This is a genomic window from Scandinavium hiltneri, assembly GCF_024764835.1.
GTDB lineage: Bacteria > Pseudomonadota > Gammaproteobacteria > Enterobacterales > Enterobacteriaceae > Scandinavium > Scandinavium hiltneri.
In genome coordinates this window covers 589,421-607,375 of record NZ_JALIGE010000076.1, presented here as the reverse complement: position 1 = coordinate 607,375, position 17,955 = coordinate 589,421, and the positions used below count along the sequence as shown (strand labels likewise).

General features: G+C 57.0%; 15 protein-coding genes and 1 pseudogene. 12 read left to right on the top strand and 4 right to left on the bottom strand.

Going from position 1 to position 17,955, the window contains the following annotated elements:
• Positions 1-25: 25 nt before the first annotated feature.
• The 3 genes from pgl to MUU47_RS20350 all read left to right on the top strand — a co-directional run bounded on the left by pgl (position 26) and on the right by MUU47_RS20350 (position 2,999).
• Positions 26-1,021, top strand: a complete 996-nt coding sequence (pgl, locus tag MUU47_RS20360; protein ID WP_258989977.1) for a 6-phosphogluconolactonase — start codon at positions 26-28, stop codon at positions 1,019-1,021.
• 371 nt (positions 1,022-1,392) lie between these two features.
• Positions 1,393-2,622 carry a contractile injection system protein, VgrG/Pvc8 family gene (locus MUU47_RS20355; RefSeq protein WP_258989976.1) on the top strand — a complete coding sequence of 410 codons (1,230 nt, stop codon included), beginning with the start codon at positions 1,393-1,395 and terminating at the stop codon, positions 2,620-2,622.
• On the top strand, positions 2,526-2,999 hold the full coding sequence (locus MUU47_RS20350) for a hypothetical protein (protein WP_258990613.1): 474 nt from the start codon (positions 2,526-2,528) through the stop codon (positions 2,997-2,999). The genes MUU47_RS20355 and MUU47_RS20350 overlap by 97 nt, the downstream gene beginning before the upstream one ends.
• Positions 3,000-3,054: 55 nt before the next feature.
• On the opposite strand, the gene MUU47_RS20345 is transcribed toward MUU47_RS20350, so the two are convergent.
• Positions 3,055-4,338 (bottom strand): putative acyl-CoA thioester hydrolase, encoded by a 1,284-nt coding sequence (locus MUU47_RS20345; RefSeq protein WP_258989975.1) that lies wholly within the window; start codon positions 4,336-4,338, stop codon positions 3,055-3,057.
• A 108-nt stretch (positions 4,339-4,446) separates the two neighbouring features.
• Between MUU47_RS20345 and hutI the strand changes: the two are divergent.
• The 5 genes and pseudogenes from hutI (at position 4,447) to hutH (ending at position 10,877) form a co-directional block, all read left to right on the top strand.
• Positions 4,447-5,782 (top strand): annotated as a pseudogene (gene hutI, locus MUU47_RS20340) (imidazolonepropionase).
• Entirely contained in the window at positions 5,779-6,753 is a 975-nt protein-coding gene (hutG, locus tag MUU47_RS20335; protein ID WP_258989974.1) for a formimidoylglutamase, read from the top strand. Before hutI ends, hutG begins: the two are co-directional and overlap by 4 nt.
• A 13-nt stretch (positions 6,754-6,766) precedes the next feature.
• Positions 6,767-7,489 carry a histidine utilization repressor gene (locus tag MUU47_RS20330; RefSeq protein WP_258989972.1) on the top strand — a complete coding sequence of 241 codons (723 nt, stop codon included), beginning with the start codon at positions 6,767-6,769 and terminating at the stop codon, positions 7,487-7,489.
• Positions 7,490-7,671: 182 nt separating this feature from the next.
• The gene (gene hutU / locus MUU47_RS20325) at positions 7,672-9,360 is read left to right on the top strand and encodes a urocanate hydratase (RefSeq protein WP_258989971.1); all 1,689 of its coding nucleotides are present in this window, start codon (positions 7,672-7,674) and stop codon (positions 9,358-9,360) included.
• Positions 9,357-10,877 carry a histidine ammonia-lyase gene (gene hutH, locus MUU47_RS20320; protein ID WP_258989970.1) on the top strand — a complete coding sequence of 507 codons (1,521 nt, stop codon included), beginning with the start codon at positions 9,357-9,359 and terminating at the stop codon, positions 10,875-10,877. Before hutU ends, hutH begins: the two co-directional genes overlap by 4 nt.
• Positions 10,878-10,996: 119 nt before the next feature.
• Here the strand turns inward: hutH and MUU47_RS20315 are convergent, their stop codons facing one another.
• Entirely contained in the window at positions 10,997-11,473 is a 477-nt protein-coding gene (locus MUU47_RS20315; protein ID WP_258989968.1) for a kinase inhibitor, read from the bottom strand.
• A gap of 42 nt (positions 11,474-11,515) precedes the next feature.
• Positions 11,516-12,805 (bottom strand): adenosylmethionine--8-amino-7-oxononanoate transaminase, encoded by a 1,290-nt coding sequence (bioA, locus tag MUU47_RS20310; RefSeq protein WP_258989967.1) that lies wholly within the window; start codon positions 12,803-12,805, stop codon positions 11,516-11,518.
• An 87-nt stretch (positions 12,806-12,892) separates the two neighbouring features.
• Between bioA and bioB the strand changes: the two genes are divergently transcribed.
• The 4 genes from bioB to bioD are packed head-to-tail and all read left to right on the top strand — an operon-like array spanning position 12,893 to position 16,508.
• Positions 12,893-13,933, top strand: coding sequence for a biotin synthase BioB (bioB, locus tag MUU47_RS20305; protein ID WP_258989966.1), 1,041 nt, complete (start codon positions 12,893-12,895; stop codon positions 13,931-13,933).
• On the top strand, positions 13,930-15,087 hold the full coding sequence (bioF, locus tag MUU47_RS20300) for an 8-amino-7-oxononanoate synthase (protein WP_258989964.1): 1,158 nt from the start codon (positions 13,930-13,932) through the stop codon (positions 15,085-15,087). The genes bioB and bioF overlap by 4 nt, the downstream gene beginning before the upstream one ends.
• Positions 15,071-15,826, top strand: a complete 756-nt coding sequence (gene bioC, locus MUU47_RS20295; protein WP_258989962.1) for a malonyl-ACP O-methyltransferase BioC — start codon at positions 15,071-15,073, stop codon at positions 15,824-15,826. The genes bioF and bioC overlap by 17 nt, the downstream gene beginning before the upstream one ends.
• A complete protein-coding gene (gene bioD, locus MUU47_RS20290; RefSeq protein ID WP_258989961.1) occupies positions 15,819-16,508 on the top strand; it encodes a dethiobiotin synthase in 690 nt (229 codons plus the stop codon). The genes bioC and bioD overlap by 8 nt, the downstream gene beginning before the upstream one ends.
• Here the strand turns inward: bioD and MUU47_RS20285 are convergent.
• Positions 16,483-17,205, bottom strand: coding sequence for an ABC transporter ATP-binding protein (locus MUU47_RS20285; protein ID WP_258989960.1), 723 nt, complete (start codon positions 17,203-17,205; stop codon positions 16,483-16,485). The two genes, bioD and MUU47_RS20285, sit on opposite strands and share 26 nt — an antisense overlap.
• Positions 17,206-17,955: the final 750 nt, after the last annotated feature.

The following is a 17,955-nucleotide window of genomic DNA, read 5'->3' as shown; positions in this document are numbered from 1 at the left end:
ACGTGCACTAAGGAAAGGAGTTTTCATGAAACAAACCGTATATACCGCGAGTCCGGAAAGCCAGCAGATCCACGTCTGGAGCCTCCATCAGGACGGCAAACTGACCCTGGTACAGGTGGTCGATGTTCCAGGTCAGGTCCAGCCGATGGTTATCAGCCCGGACAAGCGTTATCTGTACGTTGGTGTTCGCCCGGAGTTTCGCGTATTAGCCTACCGCATTGCCCCGGACGATGGCGCGCTGACGTTTGCCGGTGAGTCTGCGCTGCCGGGCAGCCCGACCCATATTTCCACCGACCATTCCGGTAAATTCCTGTTCAGCGGCTCTTATAACCAGGCCTGCGTCAGCGTGACGCGTCTGGAAGAAGGTTTGCCGGTGGGCGTGGTTGACGTGGTCGAAGGCCTCGAAGGCTGCCACTCGGCGAACATCACGCCGGACAACCGCACGCTGTGGGTGCCAGCGCTGAAGCAGGATCGCATCTGCCTGTTTACGCTGAGCGACGACGGCAAACTGGTCGCGCAAACTCCAGCGGAAGTGACCACCGTCGAAGGTGCAGGCCCGCGTCATATGGCATTCCATCCGAATCAGCAATACGCTTACTGCGTGAATGAGCTGAACAGCAGCGTTGACGTGTGGGAACTGAGTGACCCGCATGGTGAAATCGAATGCGTGCAAACGCTGGATATGATGCCGCCAGATTTTACCGACACTCGCTGGGCGGCAGACATCCACATCACCCCGGACGGACGTCATCTGTATACCTGCGACCGCACCTCCAGCACGCTGACGGTGTTCACTATTTCTGAAGACGGAAGCGTTCTTGAAGTGCAGGGCTTCCAGCCGACCGAGACGCAGCCGCGTGGCTTCAACGTCGATCACAGCGGGAAATACCTGCTGGCGGTAGGCCAGAAATCACATCACCTTGCGGTCTATGAAATCAAAGGCGAGCAGGGGCTGCTGGAAGAGAAGGGACGTTATGCGGTGGGCCAGGGCCCGATGTGGGTAGTGGTTAACGCCCACTGATTCTATTGTAGGTCGGGTAAACGTAGCGTCACCCGACAGAAAAAGAAAAATCTCGCTTTTGCGCCATGATTTTTCTGCTGGGTTATTGAATAAGGCCGTAACGGGTTACGTTACGGCCTTCTTTATTTCGATGATGCCAGTCTTTAAGTTCGCGTTTATTGTGCGGTGGTTATTGTAGGGGGTCGCCCTATTCGTATTTCATTATGATTTTTATATTTTTATCGTGATTGGTTTGGTGTCTATTTATTGTTTTTGTGAATTTATTTTCTTGCAATATCTAATTTTGCACCATGGGATGGTGTTTTAATTATCAGGTGTCAGACGTATTCTTCTTTATTAAACTCGGATAGATATAAAAAGGATATTTGTCTATGGCAGGGCAATCTGGAACGGTTCAACAGCAGGATACTTTAAATCGTTATTTATTGTTTTTTCCCCACAGTAAAGACATTCAGGTTGATGTTCATTCTTTTACCGGTATTGAGACATTAAGTCAGCCGTATCGCTATACTCTCCGTTTCACCAGTCTTGAGCAAAACCTCCCAATGAATGCTGTGCTTAACCAGACGGCAGAGTTTGTTCTCCGCGCCCCTAACCCCAAGGCAACCTGGCACGGACAATCCCCCTGGCTACCGGTGCGACATATTAATGGCGTGATCACCTCATTTTCCCGCATCAAATCCTCCGCCGATGAAGCGTTTTATGAGTGCGTTCTGGAGCACGAACTGGCACTGCTGGACCGGAACTATCGCTCTGCCGTTTATATGGATGCGTCGGTTCCTGAACTTGTCACGAAACAGATGAATGACAGCGGGTATTTTGACGGCTACAACATCGATTTCGATAAGCTGAGCCACACCTATCCGCGACGGGAAATGATTATTCAATGGAAGGAAACCGGACCTATTCCCGACAGTTTTAAATCAGGGTACCTGATTTCATCGATGACGATAAGCGGTAGCCGGGCTGAGCACTATCGCGCGGTCCTGGGCGGCATACCGTACCTTAATGGCTACAGTTTTCGACCGGCATTGCTGGCGCGTCCGGTGATTGCCGGATCGGTGCCCGCACGTGTGGCCACCATCGCGAGGGATAAAACCTACGCCGGGGTGGATGCGCAAGGCCGCTACCGCGTGAAGTTTGATTTTGACCTCGATGAGCGGCGAGAAGGTTTTGAAAGTGCGCTGGTGCGTCTGGGCAGGCCGTATGCGGGCGACACATACGGCTTTCATTTCCCGCTGTTGGACAAGACTGAAGTCGCGGTGATGTCCGAGGCCGTAGCGCAGCTGGAAAAAGCCCTGTCACTGGCGAGAACCTTGCAGCAAAGCGCCCTGACGGCGGGGTCTGACAATGTGGAAACCGATCAGCAAAACACGTTAAAGCAGACGCTGAACAAGCTGACCGGCGCGGGCATTCTGACGTATGCGGATGAGGGGCTGGCCCAGATAACGCGCCGAAAACACTGTGGTACACCGGTCTGTCTAAAGTGGAAAAATACCCGCTTATGCAGGGGCTCGACGAAGCTAAGTTGGCGGCTAACCGGCTGGAACTGGAAACGTCGTTTGGGGAAAAATCGCCGGGTTATCGTTGGCTGGCGTTAACGCTGGCGGCAGAGGCGGTGAAATACGCGCAGGGCGACCAGCTAGTCGCCGCCTCTGATAGTAACCGGTTAGATATAACCCCGCTGTCATCACGTTTAACGGTGTTATCCACAGAGTCCTTGTATGTGGAATATACCCAGCCCTGGCAGTACGGGGGATATGCGGGATTTATGATTGCATTCGCCGCACTATTTGGGAGCAGTATATTTAATGATTCCGGCCCCACGGGTGAGTTATCACACGGAATGGCTTTATTCATGGTGATAGCCATTATGGTCATATCTTTGTGTATTGGGATTTTCACAACCGTGCATATTAATAACAAAGCCTATGAACAAATGAAGAGGCCGCAACGTTATCCGTTACGGCCTCTTTAATCACTTAACGCGCAGGCATTATGTTGAGCGAATTTTTATAGCTTAAGCCTGACGATTACTTCTTCGGCTCTGCCACAACATAACTTCCGACGCCGCGGTTGTTGTATTCCCACATGCGGTTGAAGTTGGTGTCGTTCAGATTACGCTGCTCTTCGCCTTTATCATTCTTAGCGCCAGTGTTGCCGCTGAATGGTCGTTTGGAGATAGCGGCATCGGCCCATGGATTGGCATTGTTGAAGCCTTCGTTGATCGCGCTGTCGCGGATAACGACCTGACCGTTGGTGTTACCGTCAACGTCCAGAGAACGACCGAGCTGCGCTACGCCGTCACCGGCCGCGTTAAAGCGACTGTTGGTGGCAAGGAAACCGTAGAACAGGTTGGACTGCGTTGCCGGAGCGAACACGTAGGCTTCTTTCTGGGTGCGGGAGTTCACGACCTGGAAACGGGTGTTATCGAACACCACTGCGCCACGACCGGAAACGATATCCACGTCGCCTTCGAGGTAGCTGTTAGTGACCAGCGTACGCGCGATGCGGTCATTTTGCAGTGTGTTCTGCACGCCGCTGTTGGTGACGAAGAAGGTGTTCTGACGGCCAAGAAGATTGACCTTGTTCAGCTGCACTTTGTCACCGTCGCTGCGCAGGGCCACGGCCTGATGGTTACCCGCATCGACGCTGTCGCCCAGGGTGTTAGAGATGGTCAGGTTCTGCAATTGCAGACCGTTGTTCTGCGACCAGACGACGGCAGAACACATCACGCCCACGGTGGCGGTGTGCTTGCTCTGGCAGGTGTCGAACATATACCACGCCGGTTTGCCAGGCATGTATTTACCCGCTGGGTTAACCAGACGACGCCAGGTAGTCGGGTCAATTTCAGAATCGATAGCCAGGCCGATTTTCACGTCTGCGGCTTTGTCACCGATGCCGTAAATAGTCAGGCTGCCCGGCGCGGCTGGCACATACACGGTGCCTTCATATTCACCCGGCATCACTGCAATATAAGTGCGTGAGCTGCTGTGACGCGCGATTGCGGCATCCACGGCATCCTGAATAGTTGTGTGCGTTACGCCTTCAGTACCGGCTGGGCCGACCACGAAATCCGCTTTAGCGGGAGTGGCAATTGCAGAAGGCGACCACGGAGCCGCGTTCGGATCCATGGTGGTGAAGTAACGTTCCTGCACGAAGTTTTTCGCATCGCTTGCCGTCAGAATTGGGCGTGAAGACGTACCCGGCGCTTCCTGAGTAGAAGGTTGCTGATCGGGTGGCGTTGAGCTGCAGGCGGAAAGCGTCACGCCAAAAGCGAGCGCGAGCGCCAGACGAGAAACCGAGAATGTATTCATGGTGCTCCAGGCTGAATGTAGTGGAAAGAGTCCCTAAAACCTGACTTTTTATACTAAGTTGAGCGAAACGGGAAGCAATGCCGCAAAAAAGTTGCTGGTAAGCGCTCGCTGTGCCGCGCGGAATATCACAAAAAAGCAACATATTCCTGTGGAAGGTTGACATCGCTCGTATTGCTATCAATAAATGTCTATACAACCTATGACAAGTGATTCTCTCATGTCTGAACATACTGATACCGATGTCATCTGGCATAATGCCCGACTTGCCACCTTCGATCCCAACCACGCCCAGCCTTACGGTTTACTGGAGCATCATGCGCTGGTGGTCCGCGACGGGCGGATCGTGGAAATCCTCCCTGAATCGGCGCTCGCGTCGCGAAAAGGAAAACGTATTGATCTGCAAGGGCGGCTGGTCACGCCGGGTCTGATCGACTGCCATACACATCTGGTGTTTGGCGGCAGTCGCGCCACCGAATGGGAGCAGCGGCTGAATGGGGTTTCATATCAGACCATCAGCGCTAACGGCGGAGGAATTAACGCCACCGTGCAGTCCACCCGGGCCGCCAGTGAAGACGAGCTGATTCGCCTGGCGCAGCAACGTCTGACGCGATTGATGCGGGAAGGGGTGACCACGGTAGAAGTGAAGTCCGGATATGGCCTGGACATGGCCAACGAACGCAAAATGCTGCATGTCGCGCAGCATCTGGCGGCGACCAACGCCATCGATATCAGCCCGACGTTATTAGCCGCACATGCGATCCCGACAGAATATAAAGGCCGGGGCGAGGACTACATCACCCTGGTCTGCGAAGACATTATGCCGACGCTGTGGCAGGAAGGGTTATTTGAAACCGTGGATGCCTTCTGTGAAAACGTCGGATTCAGCCCGGAACAGACCGACCGCGTGTTCAGCGCCGCGCAGGTGCTGAATATCCCGATTAAGGGCCACGTCGAGCAGCTCTCTTCGCTGGGCGGTGCGCAGCTGGTCAGCAGCTATAAAGGGCGGTCCGCCGATCATATCGAATATCTGACCGAAGACGGTGTCGCGGCGATGGCCGACAGCGGCACGGTTGCGGTGCTGCTTCCCGGTGCATTTTACTTCCTCAACGAAACGCAAAAACCGCCGGTGGATATGCTGCGACGTTACAAGGTGCCGATGGCGGTCGCGACGGATTACAACCCCGGCACCAGCCCGTTCTCCAGCCTGCATCTGACGATGAACATGGCCTGCGTGAAATTCGGCTTAACGCCGGAAGAAGCGTGGGCCGGTGTCACACGTCACGCCGCGCGTGCGCTGGGCCGCGAGCATTCACATGGACAGCTGGCGGTGGGTTTTGTGGCTGATTTCGCCATTTGGGACGCAGAACATCCGGTTGAAATGGTGTACGAGCCGGGGCGTAATCCGCTCTGGCAGCGCGTGTTTCGCGGCGAGGTGACTCAATGAATCTATGGCAACCGACGCCGACGGAACTGTGGCAGGGGCGTGATGACAGCGCCGAATCGCCTGTGGCAAAACGTCTTTTTCAGACAGTAACGGTCACGCGCGACTTTGCCCCCGAATCGCATCGTGGGAAAATAGCCCTGCTCGGATTTGCCTGTGACGAAGGCGTAAAGCGCAATCAAGGGCGGCCAGGCGCGCATCAGGGGCCAGACGCGCTGCGCAAGGCGCTAGCCAACATGGCGAGTTATGGCGGACACGATTTGCTGGTTGATCTCGGTAATGTGCACGCCGAACCGGAATTACTGGAACCGGCGCAGCAGGCGCTGCACGACGCAGTGCTGGCCTGTCAGCGCGCGCAGATGAAAACCCTGGTGTTCGGCGGCGGTCATGAAACGGCCTGGCCTCACGGTTCCGGCGTGCTCGACGCCTTCCCGAAGGAAAACGTCGCAATCGTTAATCTTGATGCGCACCTGGATTTACGACATGCCGCAGAGGCCACCTCTGGCACGCCGTTCCGCCAGCTGGCGTTGCACTGCGAAAGCCAGAACCGACGCTTTAATTACACCTGCTATGGCGCCAGTCGCGCGGCAAACACGCAGGCGCTGTGGCAAGAGGCGCGTGAGCGTCAGGTCACGGTGCTGGAAGATTTAACCCTGCTCGATGACCACGTCGGCGCGCTGCAAAAGGATCTTCAGCGGGTGATTGCGGAACATGACCGCATTTATCTGACCATCGATCTGGATGTGCTCCCGACCTGGGAAATGCCGGCGGTATCGGCTCCGGCAGCGCTGGGCGTCCCGTTGGCAATCTTGTTGCGAATAGTCATGCCGCTGTGTCAGAGTGGCAAACTGCAGGCGGTTGATTTGGTTGAATTCAATCCGCAGTACGACAGAGACGGACAGGGTGCCCGCACTGCGGCCAGACTGGCCTGGCAAATTGTTCATTGCTGGCATGCGTGGCAGCACCCGCATTAATAAAGGATGACACATGTATTCACCGCGAACCGGCGCCCCTGCGCCGTTCTATGAGAAGATCAAACGCGTTATCAGCGACAATATTGCCGCGGGGATCTGGCGTCCGCATGACCGTATTCCTTCGGAAGCGGAGCTGGTGGCGCAGTTTGGCTTCAGCCGGATGACCATCAACCGCGCACTGCGTGAGCTGACTGACGAAGGCTTGCTGGTTCGTTTGCAGGGTGTCGGGACGTTTGTCGCCGAGCCAAAAGGGCAGTCGGCGCTGTTTGAAGTGCACAGCATCGCCGATGAGATCGCCGCCCGTCAGCATCAGCATCGTTGTGAAGTGCTGCTGCTGGAAGAGGTCAACGCCGATAAACAGCAGGCGCAGGCGCTGAACGTGGCTGAAGGCACGCGCATTTTCCACTCTCTGATGGTGCACTTCGAAAACGACGTGCCGGTACAGATTGAAGATCGCTGCGTGAATGCCGACGTGGTGCCGGAATACCTGCAACAGGATTACACCACAACCACCGCACACGACTACCTGTCGCTGATTGCGCCACTTACCGAAGGGGAGCACATCGTTGAAGCGGTAAAAGCCAGCGCCGAAGAGTGCCGCTTGCTCACCATCCACGAACACGATCCGTGCCTGTTAATTCGCCGTCGCACCTGGTCACGCTCAACCATCGTTTCCCACGCACGCCTGATTTTCCCCGGTAGCCGTTACCGTTTACAGGGCCACTTCGGCTCCTGAATACTCTCCATTCTTCACGCGGCAGGTGCATTGTCTTCCTGCCGCCTGTCTCTCTTAGTCAAAGCGTGATTGCTGACGCAAGATAACAAAAATGTATCAATCTTGTTAAATCCTGGCTTGCGAACAATTGTATAGACAAGTATATATTTCTTGTCTTCATCGTATCCGTCAGGAGTTTTCCGATGTCCCAGAATAAATACCGCCCCCAGGAAATCCGTGCGCCGCGCGGCAACACGCTCACTGCCAAAAGCTGGCTCACCGAAGCGCCGTTGCGCATGTTAATGAACAACCTCGATCCGGACGTGGCGGAAAATCCGCATGAGCTGGTGGTCTACGGGGGGATCGGGCGTGCAGCCCGTAACTGGGATTGCTACGACGCGATTGTCGAGGCCCTGAAAAACCTCGAAAACGATGAAACCCTGTTAGTGCAGTCAGGCAAACCGGTGGGGGTGTTTAAAACCCACGACAACGCGCCGCGCGTGCTGATTGCCAACTCTAACCTCGTCCCACACTGGGCGACGTGGGAACACTTCAACGAACTTGACGCGAAAGGGCTGGCGATGTACGGCCAAATGACCGCCGGCAGCTGGATTTACATCGGCAGTCAGGGCATCGTGCAGGGCACCTACGAAACCTTCGTCGAAGCCGGACGCCAGCATTACAACGGCAACCTGCAGGGGCGCTGGGTACTCACCGCCGGGCTTGGCGGAATGGGCGGCGCACAGCCGTTAGCTGCTACCTTAGCCGGAGCCTGCTCGCTGGTAATTGAATGCCAGCAGAGCCGCATTGATTTTCGTCTTCGCACCCAATATATCGACGAACAGGCCGAATCACTGGACGACGCACTGGCTCGCATCAAAAAATACACCGAGGAAGGCCGCGCCGTTTCAGTGGCATTGTGCGCTAACGCCGCCGACGTTCTGCCGGAACTGGTCAAACGCGGCGTGCGTCCGGACATGGTCACCGACCAGACCAGCGCGCACGATCCGCTGCACGGCTATCTGCCGCAGGGCTGGACGTGGGAAGAATATCAGCAGAAGGCCGAAAGCGACCCGCAGGGCACGGTAAAAGCCGCCAAACAGTCGATGGCGGAACACGTCAGCGCGATGCTGGCGTTTAACGCGATGGGCGTCCCGACCTTCGATTACGGCAACAACATCCGCCAGATGGCCAAAGAGATGGGTGTCAGCAACGCCTTTGATTTCCCAGGCTTCGTCCCGGCCTATATTCGCCCGCTGTTCTGTCGCGGTATCGGGCCGTTCCGTTGGGTAGCGCTCTCCGGCGATCCGCAGGATATCTACAAAACCGATGCCAAAGTGAAAGAAATTGTCAGCGACGACACACATTTGCATCGCTGGCTGGACATGGCCCGCGAGCGTATCAGCTTCCAGGGCTTACCGGCGCGCATCTGCTGGGTGGGTCTGGAATGGCGTCAAAAACTTGGCCTGGCATTCAACGAAATGGTGCGTTCCGGCGAAGTGTCGGCCCCGATAGTCATTGGCCGCGACCACCTGGATTCTGGATCTGTCGCCAGTCCTAATCGTGAAACCGAAGCCATGCGCGACGGTTCCGATGCGGTATCCGACTGGCCGCTGCTGAATGCATTACTCAACACCGCCAGCGGTGCTACCTGGGTGTCACTGCACCACGGCGGCGGCGTCGGCATGGGCTTTTCACAGCACGCCGGAATGGTTATTGTCTGCGACGGCACCGACGAGGCCGCGGCCCGTATTGCCCGGGTTCTGCATAACGACCCGGCCACCGGCGTGATGCGACATGCCGACGCAGGCTATGAAATCGCGGTAGAATGTGCCGCTGAACAAGGACTGAATTTACCGATGATTGCTGCAACCCAGGGGCAGAAAAAATGAGCACACTTAACCTGATTCCGGGTCAGTTGACCCTCGCCCAACTGCTGGATATCTATCGCCAGCCGCAAACACTGACGCTCGATGAAAGCGCCATTGCAGGCATCAACGCCAGCGTCGCCTGCGTGAACGCGATCATGGCAGAAGGGCGCACCGCCTATGGCATCAACACCGGTTTTGGCCTGCTGGCCTCAACCCGTATCGCCACCGCTGATCTCGAAAATCTCCAGCGTTCGCTGGTGCTTTCACACGCGGCGGGCGTCGGCGAAGCGCTGGATGACGCGATGGTACGTCTGATTATGGTGCTGAAAATTAACAGCCTGGCGCGTGGTTTTTCCGGTATCCGTCTGAGCGTGATTGAAGCCCTGATGGCGCTGGTGAATCACGAAGTCTATCCCTGTATTCCGGCGAAAGGTTCTGTCGGCGCTTCCGGCGATCTGGCTCCGCTGGCGCACATGTCGTTGACGCTGCTGGGCGAGGGTAAAGCTCGCTGGCAGGGCGAATGGCTGCCTGCCAAAGAGGCACTGAAAAAAGCCGGGCTGGAGCCGCTGACGCTGGCGGCAAAAGAAGGGCTGGCGCTGCTAAACGGCACGCAGGCCTCGACCGCCTTTGCGCTACGTGGCCTGTTTGAAGCCGAGGAGTTGTTCAGCTCAGCGGTCATTTGCGGCGCGTTGACGACCGAAGCGGCCCTGGGATCGCGTCGTCCGTTCGATGCCCGCATTCACGAAGCACGCGGCCAGCGCGGTCAAATTGACGCCGCGGCGCTGTACCGTCACGTGCTGACCGATTCCAGCGCCGTTTCGCAGTCACACGCTAAATGCAGCAAAGTGCAGGACCCGTATTCACTGCGCTGCCAGCCGCAGGTAATGGGCGCATGCCTGACCCAGATGCGTCAGGCGAAAGAGGTGTTGCTCACCGAAGCGAACGCGGTATCGGACAACCCGCTGGTGTTTGCTGACGAAAATGAAGTGATTTCCGGCGGTAACTTCCACGCAGAACCGGTGGCGATGGCGGCCGACAACCTCGCACTGGCGATTGCTGAAATAGGCTCTCTTGCCGAACGCCGGATTGCGCTGCTGATGGACAGCCACATGTCACAGCTGCCGCCGTTCCTGGTGAAAAATGGCGGAGTCAACTCCGGTTTTATGATTGCGCAGGTGACCGCTGCGGCGCTGGCCAGTGAAAACAAAGCGCTGTCGCATCCGCACAGCGTCGATAGCTTACCGACGTCCGCTAATCAGGAAGATCACGTATCCATGGCGCCCGCTGCAGGGCGTCGTCTGTGGGAAATGGCGGCCAACACCCGCGGCGTGATTGCCGTGGAATGGCTGGCGGCAGTGCAGGGTATTGATATGCGCGAAGGGCTGACCACCAGTCCGCTGCTGGAACAGGCGCGTCATCTGCTGCGTGAAAAAGTGTCGCACTACGTGCAGGACCGCTTCTTCGCGCCGGATATCGAAGCGGCGATTGAAATGCTGGCTGAGGGGCAATTGCAGAAACTGGTTGATCCGGTGCTGTAATGGATTGCCCGGCGGCGCAGGCTGCCGGGCCTACGAACAGTTTTTCCCCCTCACTCTCAAGGGAGAAATTAACGACGTAGGCCCGCGCAAACGCAGTGCCGCCGGGCAAAGCTAAAAGACTAGCTAAACATCGCCGTAATGGATGCACTGGCTAAGCTGTGGAAATGCACATTAAACCCAACCATCGCCCCGCTGGCACCTTCATCCACCTCAAGAGCGGGCACGTCCAGCGCATGAACGGTAAAAATGTAGCGATGCGATTCTCCCTTCGGTGGCGCTGCGCCGCCGTAGCCCGCTTTGCCAAAATCGGTGCGCGTTTGCAGTGCGCCATCCGGTAAATCAGCGATGCCAGACCCGGCACCCTGAGGCAGCACGCGGGTGTCAGCCGGTATATTCACCACCGCCCAATGCCACCAGCCGGAGCCGGTTGGGGCATCCGGATCGTAGCAGGTGACGACAAAACTCTTGGTGCCGGACGGCACGTCATCCCAGGCCAGATGCGGCGAAAGATTATCGCCATCGTAGCCCATACCGTTGAAAACCTGGCGATGGGGGAGCTTGTCGCCATCCTTAAAATCGTGACTGATCAGTTTCATCTTTGTGCCTCTTCAGGGTGCTGAATAATCACGAAGTTTAGCTCAGGACGTGAAAAGAGTATTGTCACTGAGAGCGGCTTTTACCGCGTCCGTCAGGCGTGTCAGCTGTTCTGGTCTGATAATGTACGGCGGCATCAGGTAGATAAGTTTGCCGAACGGCCGGATCCACACGCCGTGCTCCACGAAGAATTTTTGCAGCCGCGCCATGTTTACCGGCGCGTGAGTTTCCACCACGCCGATGGCCCCTAAAATTCGCACATCCGCCACCTGCGGCGAAGTCCGTGCTTCAGCCAGTTCACGCTTGAGCTGCGCTTCGATAGCGGCAACCTGCTGCTGCCAGTGACCTTCTTCCAGCAACGCCAGGCTTTCTGCCGCGACGGCGCAGGCCAGCGGATTGCCCATAAATGTCGGGCCGTGCATAAAGCAGCCAGCCTCGCCGTTGCTGATGGTTTCGGCCACTGAGCGGGTGGTGAGCGTCGCAGAAAGCGTCATCGTGCCGCCGGTCAATGCTTTGCCGAGACACAGAATATCCGGTGCGATGCCTGCATGTTCGCAAGCAAACAGTTTACCGGTGCGGCCGAATCCGGTGGCGATTTCATCGGCAATCAGCAGAATACCTTCGCGGTCGCACATTTTGCGCAGTCGACGCAGCCACTCCGGGTGATACATCCGCATTCCGCCCGCGCCCTGAACAATCGGTTCGACGATAACGGCGGCGATTTCGCTGCGATGCGCGGCCATCAGGCGGGCAAACGGCACCATGTCCATTTCATCCCACTCGCCATCGAAACGACTCTGCGGTGCGGGTGCGAACAGGTTATCCGGCAGATAGCCTTTCCACAGACTGTGCATTGAGTTGTCCGGGTCACACACCGACATCGCACCGAAGGTATCGCCGTGATAGCCATTGCGGAAAGTGAGAAAACGCTGGCGCGGTTCGCCTTTGGCCTGCCAGTACTGCAACGCCATTTTCATCGCCACTTCCACCGCCACCGAACCGGAATCTGCGAGGAAAACACACTCCAGCGATTCGGGCGTCATTGACACCAGTCGGCGACACAGCGCCACCGCGGACGGATGGGTTATCCCGCCGAACATCACGTGCGACATCTGCGAAATCTGCCCGGTCATCGCGGCATTCAGCCGCGGGTGGTTATAGCCGTGGATCGCCGCCCACCAGGACGACATTCCATCCACCAGTTGTTCGCCGGAAGCCAGTTCAAGCTCGCAGCCGTGCGCCGCCACCACCGGGTAAACCGGAAGCGGGGCGGTCATGGATGTGTAGGGGTGCCAGATATGGCGTTGATCGAAACTGAGATCGTCCTGGGTCATAATCGACTTGTAAACCATTTTGAAAAGTTTTAGGTTTACGATACTACACCGAACCGAGAAACAACTGAACCCCTTTTGGAGATGCCAATGGCTCACCACGTACGCTGGACAATGTCGCAGGTCACTGAACTGTTTAACAAACCCCTGTTGGAACTGCTGTTTGACGCGCAGACCATTCACCGTCAGCACTTCGACCCACGCCAGGTTCAGGTCAGCACGTTGCTGTCGATCAAGACCGGCGCGTGCCCGGAAGATTGTAAATACTGCCCGCAGAGTGCGCGTTATAAAACCGGGCTTGAGGCCGAGCGTCTGATGGAAGTGGAAGAGGTTCTGACCTCGGCGCGCAAGGCGAAAAATGCCGGTTCGACGCGTTTCTGCATGGGGGCAGCGTGGAAAAATCCACACGAGCGCGATATGCCGTACCTCGAACAAATGGTTAAAGGCGTCAAGGAATTGGGGCTGGAAGCCTGCATGACGCTGGGCACGCTGTCGGATACTCAGGCGCAGCGTCTGGGTGAGGCTGGGCTGGATTACTACAACCACAACCTCGATACCTCACCGGAGTTCTACGGCAACATCATCACCACACGTACCTATCAGGAGCGCCTTGATACGCTCGGCAAAGTCCGCGATGCGGGAATTAAAGTCTGCTCCGGTGGGATTGTCGGTTTGGGCGAAACCGTTACCGATCGCGCCGGGCTGTTGCTCCAGTTGGCGAATCTGCCGACGCCGCCGGAGAGCGTGCCCATCAACATGCTGGTGAAGGTCAAAGGCACGCCGCTGGAAAACAACGAAGACGTTGATGCGTTTGATTTTATTCGCACCATTGCGGTGGCGCGGATCATGATGCCGACCTCTCACGTGCGCCTGTCAGCCGGGCGCGAAAAAATGAACGAGCAGACGCAGGCGATGTGTTTCATGGCCGGGGCTAACTCGATTTTCTACGGCTGCAAATTGCTGACCACGCCGAACCCGGAAGAAGACAAAGACCTGCTGCTGTTCCGCAAGCTGGGGATGAACCCGGAGCAGACGGCGGTGCTGTCAGGCGATATCGAACAGCAGCAAAAACTTGAGCAGGCGCTAATGACGCCAGATACCGAAACGTATTACAACGCGGCGACGGTATGAGCTGGCAGCAACGTATCGACGGCGCGCTGAGTGAGAGGCGTAATGCTGATGCTTTTCGTCGTCGTTATCCCGTCACCCACGGCGCCGGGCGCTGGCTGGTGCAGGGCGAGCAGCGCTGGCTCAATTTCTCCAGCAACGATTACCTTGGCCTGAGTCAGCATCCGCAGATTATCGCCGCCTGGCAGCAGGGCGCCGATCGTTACGGCACCGGGAGCGGCGGTTCAGGGCATGTCACCGGCTATAGCGAGGCGCATCAGCAGTTTGAGCAGGAACTGGCGACCTGGTTGGGCTACCCGCGCGCACTGCTGTTTATCTCAGGATTTGCCACCAATCAGGCGCTGATTACGGCGTTGATGCGCAAAGAGGACAGAATTGTTGCCGACCGTCTGAGCCACGCGTCGTTGCTGGAGGCCGCCAGCCACAGCCCGGCACAGCTGCGGCGCTTTGCGCATAATGACAGCGCGCAGCTGGCTACCCTGCTTGGAAAGCCGGTTGACGGCCTGCAGCTGGCGGTAACAGAGGGTATTTTCAGTATGGACGGCGACAGTGCCCCACTCGCTGAGATTACAGCCGCAACCCGCGCCGCCGGCGGCTGGCTGCTTGTGGATGACGCCCACGGAATTGGCGTGTGCGGCGAAGAAGGGCGTGGGAGTTGTTTCGCCCAGCAGGTGAAACCCGATTTGCTGGTGGTGACCTTTGGTAAAGCCTTCGGCCTGAGCGGGGCGGCAGTGCTGTGCGGCGAAGACGTGGCGGATTATCTGCTGCAGTTCGCTCGTCACCTGATTTACAGCACCAGTATGCCACCTGCCCAGGCGGTGGCGCTCAGTCAGGCGCTGGCGGTTGTCCGTTCCGATGAGGGCGAATCCCGTCGGAAGACGTTGAACCGCCACATCGCACGTTTTCGTCAGGGTGCAGAGCAGCTGGATATGCGGTTAACCGCATCGAACAGTGCCATTCAGCCGCTGATCGTCGGTGAAAACGCGCGTGCAGTGCAGATAGCCGAACGGCTACGTGACAAGGGCTGCTGGCTGACGGCTATCCGCCCGCCAACGGTCCCGGCAGGCACTGCGCGTCTGCGGGTGACCCTAACGGCGGCGCATCAAACACACGATATCGACCGGCTACTGGAGGTGCTGCATGCCGCCCGTGAATAAACCGGCGATTGCGGCGGCGTTCGGTCGCGCCGCCAGCCAATATCAGCAGCATGACGAGCTGCAACGCCAGAGCGCTTCGGCGCTGCTGGCTCAGCTTCCGCAACGGCCGTTCGAACAGGTGTTGGACGCAGGCTGTGGTCCGGGCGGCATGAGCCGTGTCTGGGCCGCCGCCGGGAGCAACGTCACGGCGCTGGATTTATCGGCGCAGATGCTGGCCGAAGCCCAGCGGCAACATTCGGCACAACATTACGTGCAAGCAGATATCGAAGCCATGCCACTTGCCGATCGGCAGTTTTGTCTGGCGTGGAGCAATCTGGCGGTGCAGTGGTGTGAATCGCTGGCGTCAGCGCTGCGGGAGTTGCATCGCGTGGTGCGTCCGGGGGGGCTGGTGGCGTTCAGCACGCTGGTGGCCGATTCGCTGCCGGAGCTGAACCTGGCGTGGAAGGCTATCGACCGCCAGCCGCATGCCAATCGATTCTTAACGCAGGATGAGATCCTCTCGGCGATGGAGGGCTATCGCTGTCGGCATCATATCCACACCCTAAGCGTCACGTTTGAAAACGCGCTGAGCGCCATGCGTTCGCTGAAAGGCATTGGCGCTACGCATTTGCACGAAGGCAGGACGGCGCAAACCCTGACCCGTAGCCATTTGCAGCAGCTTCAGCTGGCGTGGCCCAAACAAAACGGGCACTGCGCCCTGACGTACCATATTTTTACAGGAGTGATTGAACGTGACTGAACGCTATTTTGTCACCGGGACTGATACCGAAGTCGGGAAAACCGTGGCCAGTGGAGCGCTTTTACAGGCCGCAAACCGGGCGGGATTTCGTACCGCAGGGTTTAAACCGGTGGCCTCCGGCAGTGAAATGACCGCTGACGGGCTGCGCAATACCGATGCGCTGGCCTTACAGCGTAACAGCGGCCTGACGTTGACCTATGACGAGGTCAATCTGTACACCTTCGCCGAGCCGACATCGCCGCATATCGTTAGCGAGGATGAAGGGCGGCCGATAGAGGCTCATACGCTGTCTGTCGGATTACAGGCGCTGTCGCACAAGGCGGATTGGGTGCTGGTGGAAGGCGCGGGTGGCTGGTATACGCCGTTGGGGGCCGACTGGACGTTTGCCGATTGGGTACAGGCCGAGCAGCTGCCGGTGATTCTGGTGGTCGGCGTTAAGCTCGGGTGCATTAACCATGCGTTGCTGACTGCTCAGGCGATAGCGCAGGCGGGATTGCCGCTTGTGGGCTGGATTGCCAATGACATTATCCCGCCCGGCAAACGCCATGCGGAATATCTGGCGACCTTAACGCGTCTACTCCCCGCGCCGCTCCTTGGTGAGATCCCGTACCTGGAGCACGGGCCAGAAGCCGCCGAACCGGGACAGTATCTCGACCTTACGGCGCTTCTTCCGGCGTCATAAACTGCTCCAACAGCCGGGTGTCGAGATGATTGACTGCGCCCTGCGCGACATTACGCCCGCGATGCAGCAGGCAAAATTTGTCTGCCACCCGGCGAATAAACGGCAGGTGCTGTTCGGCGAGCAGCACCGTCAGACCCAGATCACGATTCAGGCGAAGCAGGCACTCCCCCAGCGTGTGCATAAATCCCTGACCCATGCCGCGCGTCGGTTCATCGAGGATCAGCAATTTCGGTTTGGTGACCAGCGCGCTGGCCAACGCCAGCTGGTATTGATCGTCGTCCGACATGAGCGCGCCTTTGACGTGGCGCAGCGGATACAAATCTGGCATCAGGTCGAAGATATCGCTGCCAATAGCGCCGGAGCCTTCATGGCCCGCCTTCATCGCAATCTGCAAATTTTCCTCTACCGTCATCTGCGAGAAAATACGCTTATCCTGCGGCACATAGCCAATGCCCATGGCAGCCCTTAGCGGCGGCGAGAGCAGCAGTAAATCGCGCGGTGGCCCGCTGACGTCCTGCCAGATCATTGTGCCGCTTTCGATAGCCTGAAACCCCGCAATGCAGTTCACCAGCGTGGTTTTTCCCATACCTGGCAGCCCCAGCACGCAGGTGCACTCTCCGGGTGCGAGGTCGAGGCTGAGATTCCACAGAATATGCTGACTTCCGTAATAGTGATTCACTGCGCGTAAACTCAACATCGGCTTCTCCTTCGGTGTGGCCGTCAGCGGCGATAAGATTCTGCAAATCCCTTGCCAGAAGAGAGATACCGCTCCGGAATGACGCGTATTTCGGATTTAACCCCTAAATCAGCCCGTTGAGATGACGTCAGAACGCAGCCGCTGCACTTTGTCAGTGCTCCATTGGTGTCAACATGTCGGCTGGTGGTGCAGCGCTGATGCTGATTTTGTGAGCAATCTCTCATCAAAAAGTAAGGGCACTTTTAGATGATTAAAGACAAAAAAGAGCGATAAAAATTTTTTACTGCAGCCTTTTGAGGTGCCGGTGCGTTTTGCGCGAGTGGCAGGGGAGTTGGGCTGCAGGTAGTTATCCACCATTCCTGTGGATAACCATGTGCATTAGAGTTAGAAAACTCACGGTAGGCGAGAGAAGACGCGGCCTGCGTCCAAATTGATGCGAAACGCGGCTTTTCGATATTTTCTTTTTTTATCAATCACTTCGATAAAAGCAATGTCTGTAAGAAAAGTGTCACTGGCTGCCATAAAAGATTCATTACGCATCTTGACAAATGTTAAATGTGGGAATGTTCTGGGGATAACCTGCTGCGTCTGGTGTTTTATCTTGTCACAGGGGAAATTTCCTCCGCAGTTGCACGCCCGTGGAACCGGTAACACAAATACGATAATGCGTTACTGTTTTTTTATCCAGTATTTATTATTGGCAAATTTTGGTGCGGCGAGTAGAATTAATCGTCTGCCCGTTTCCCCTTC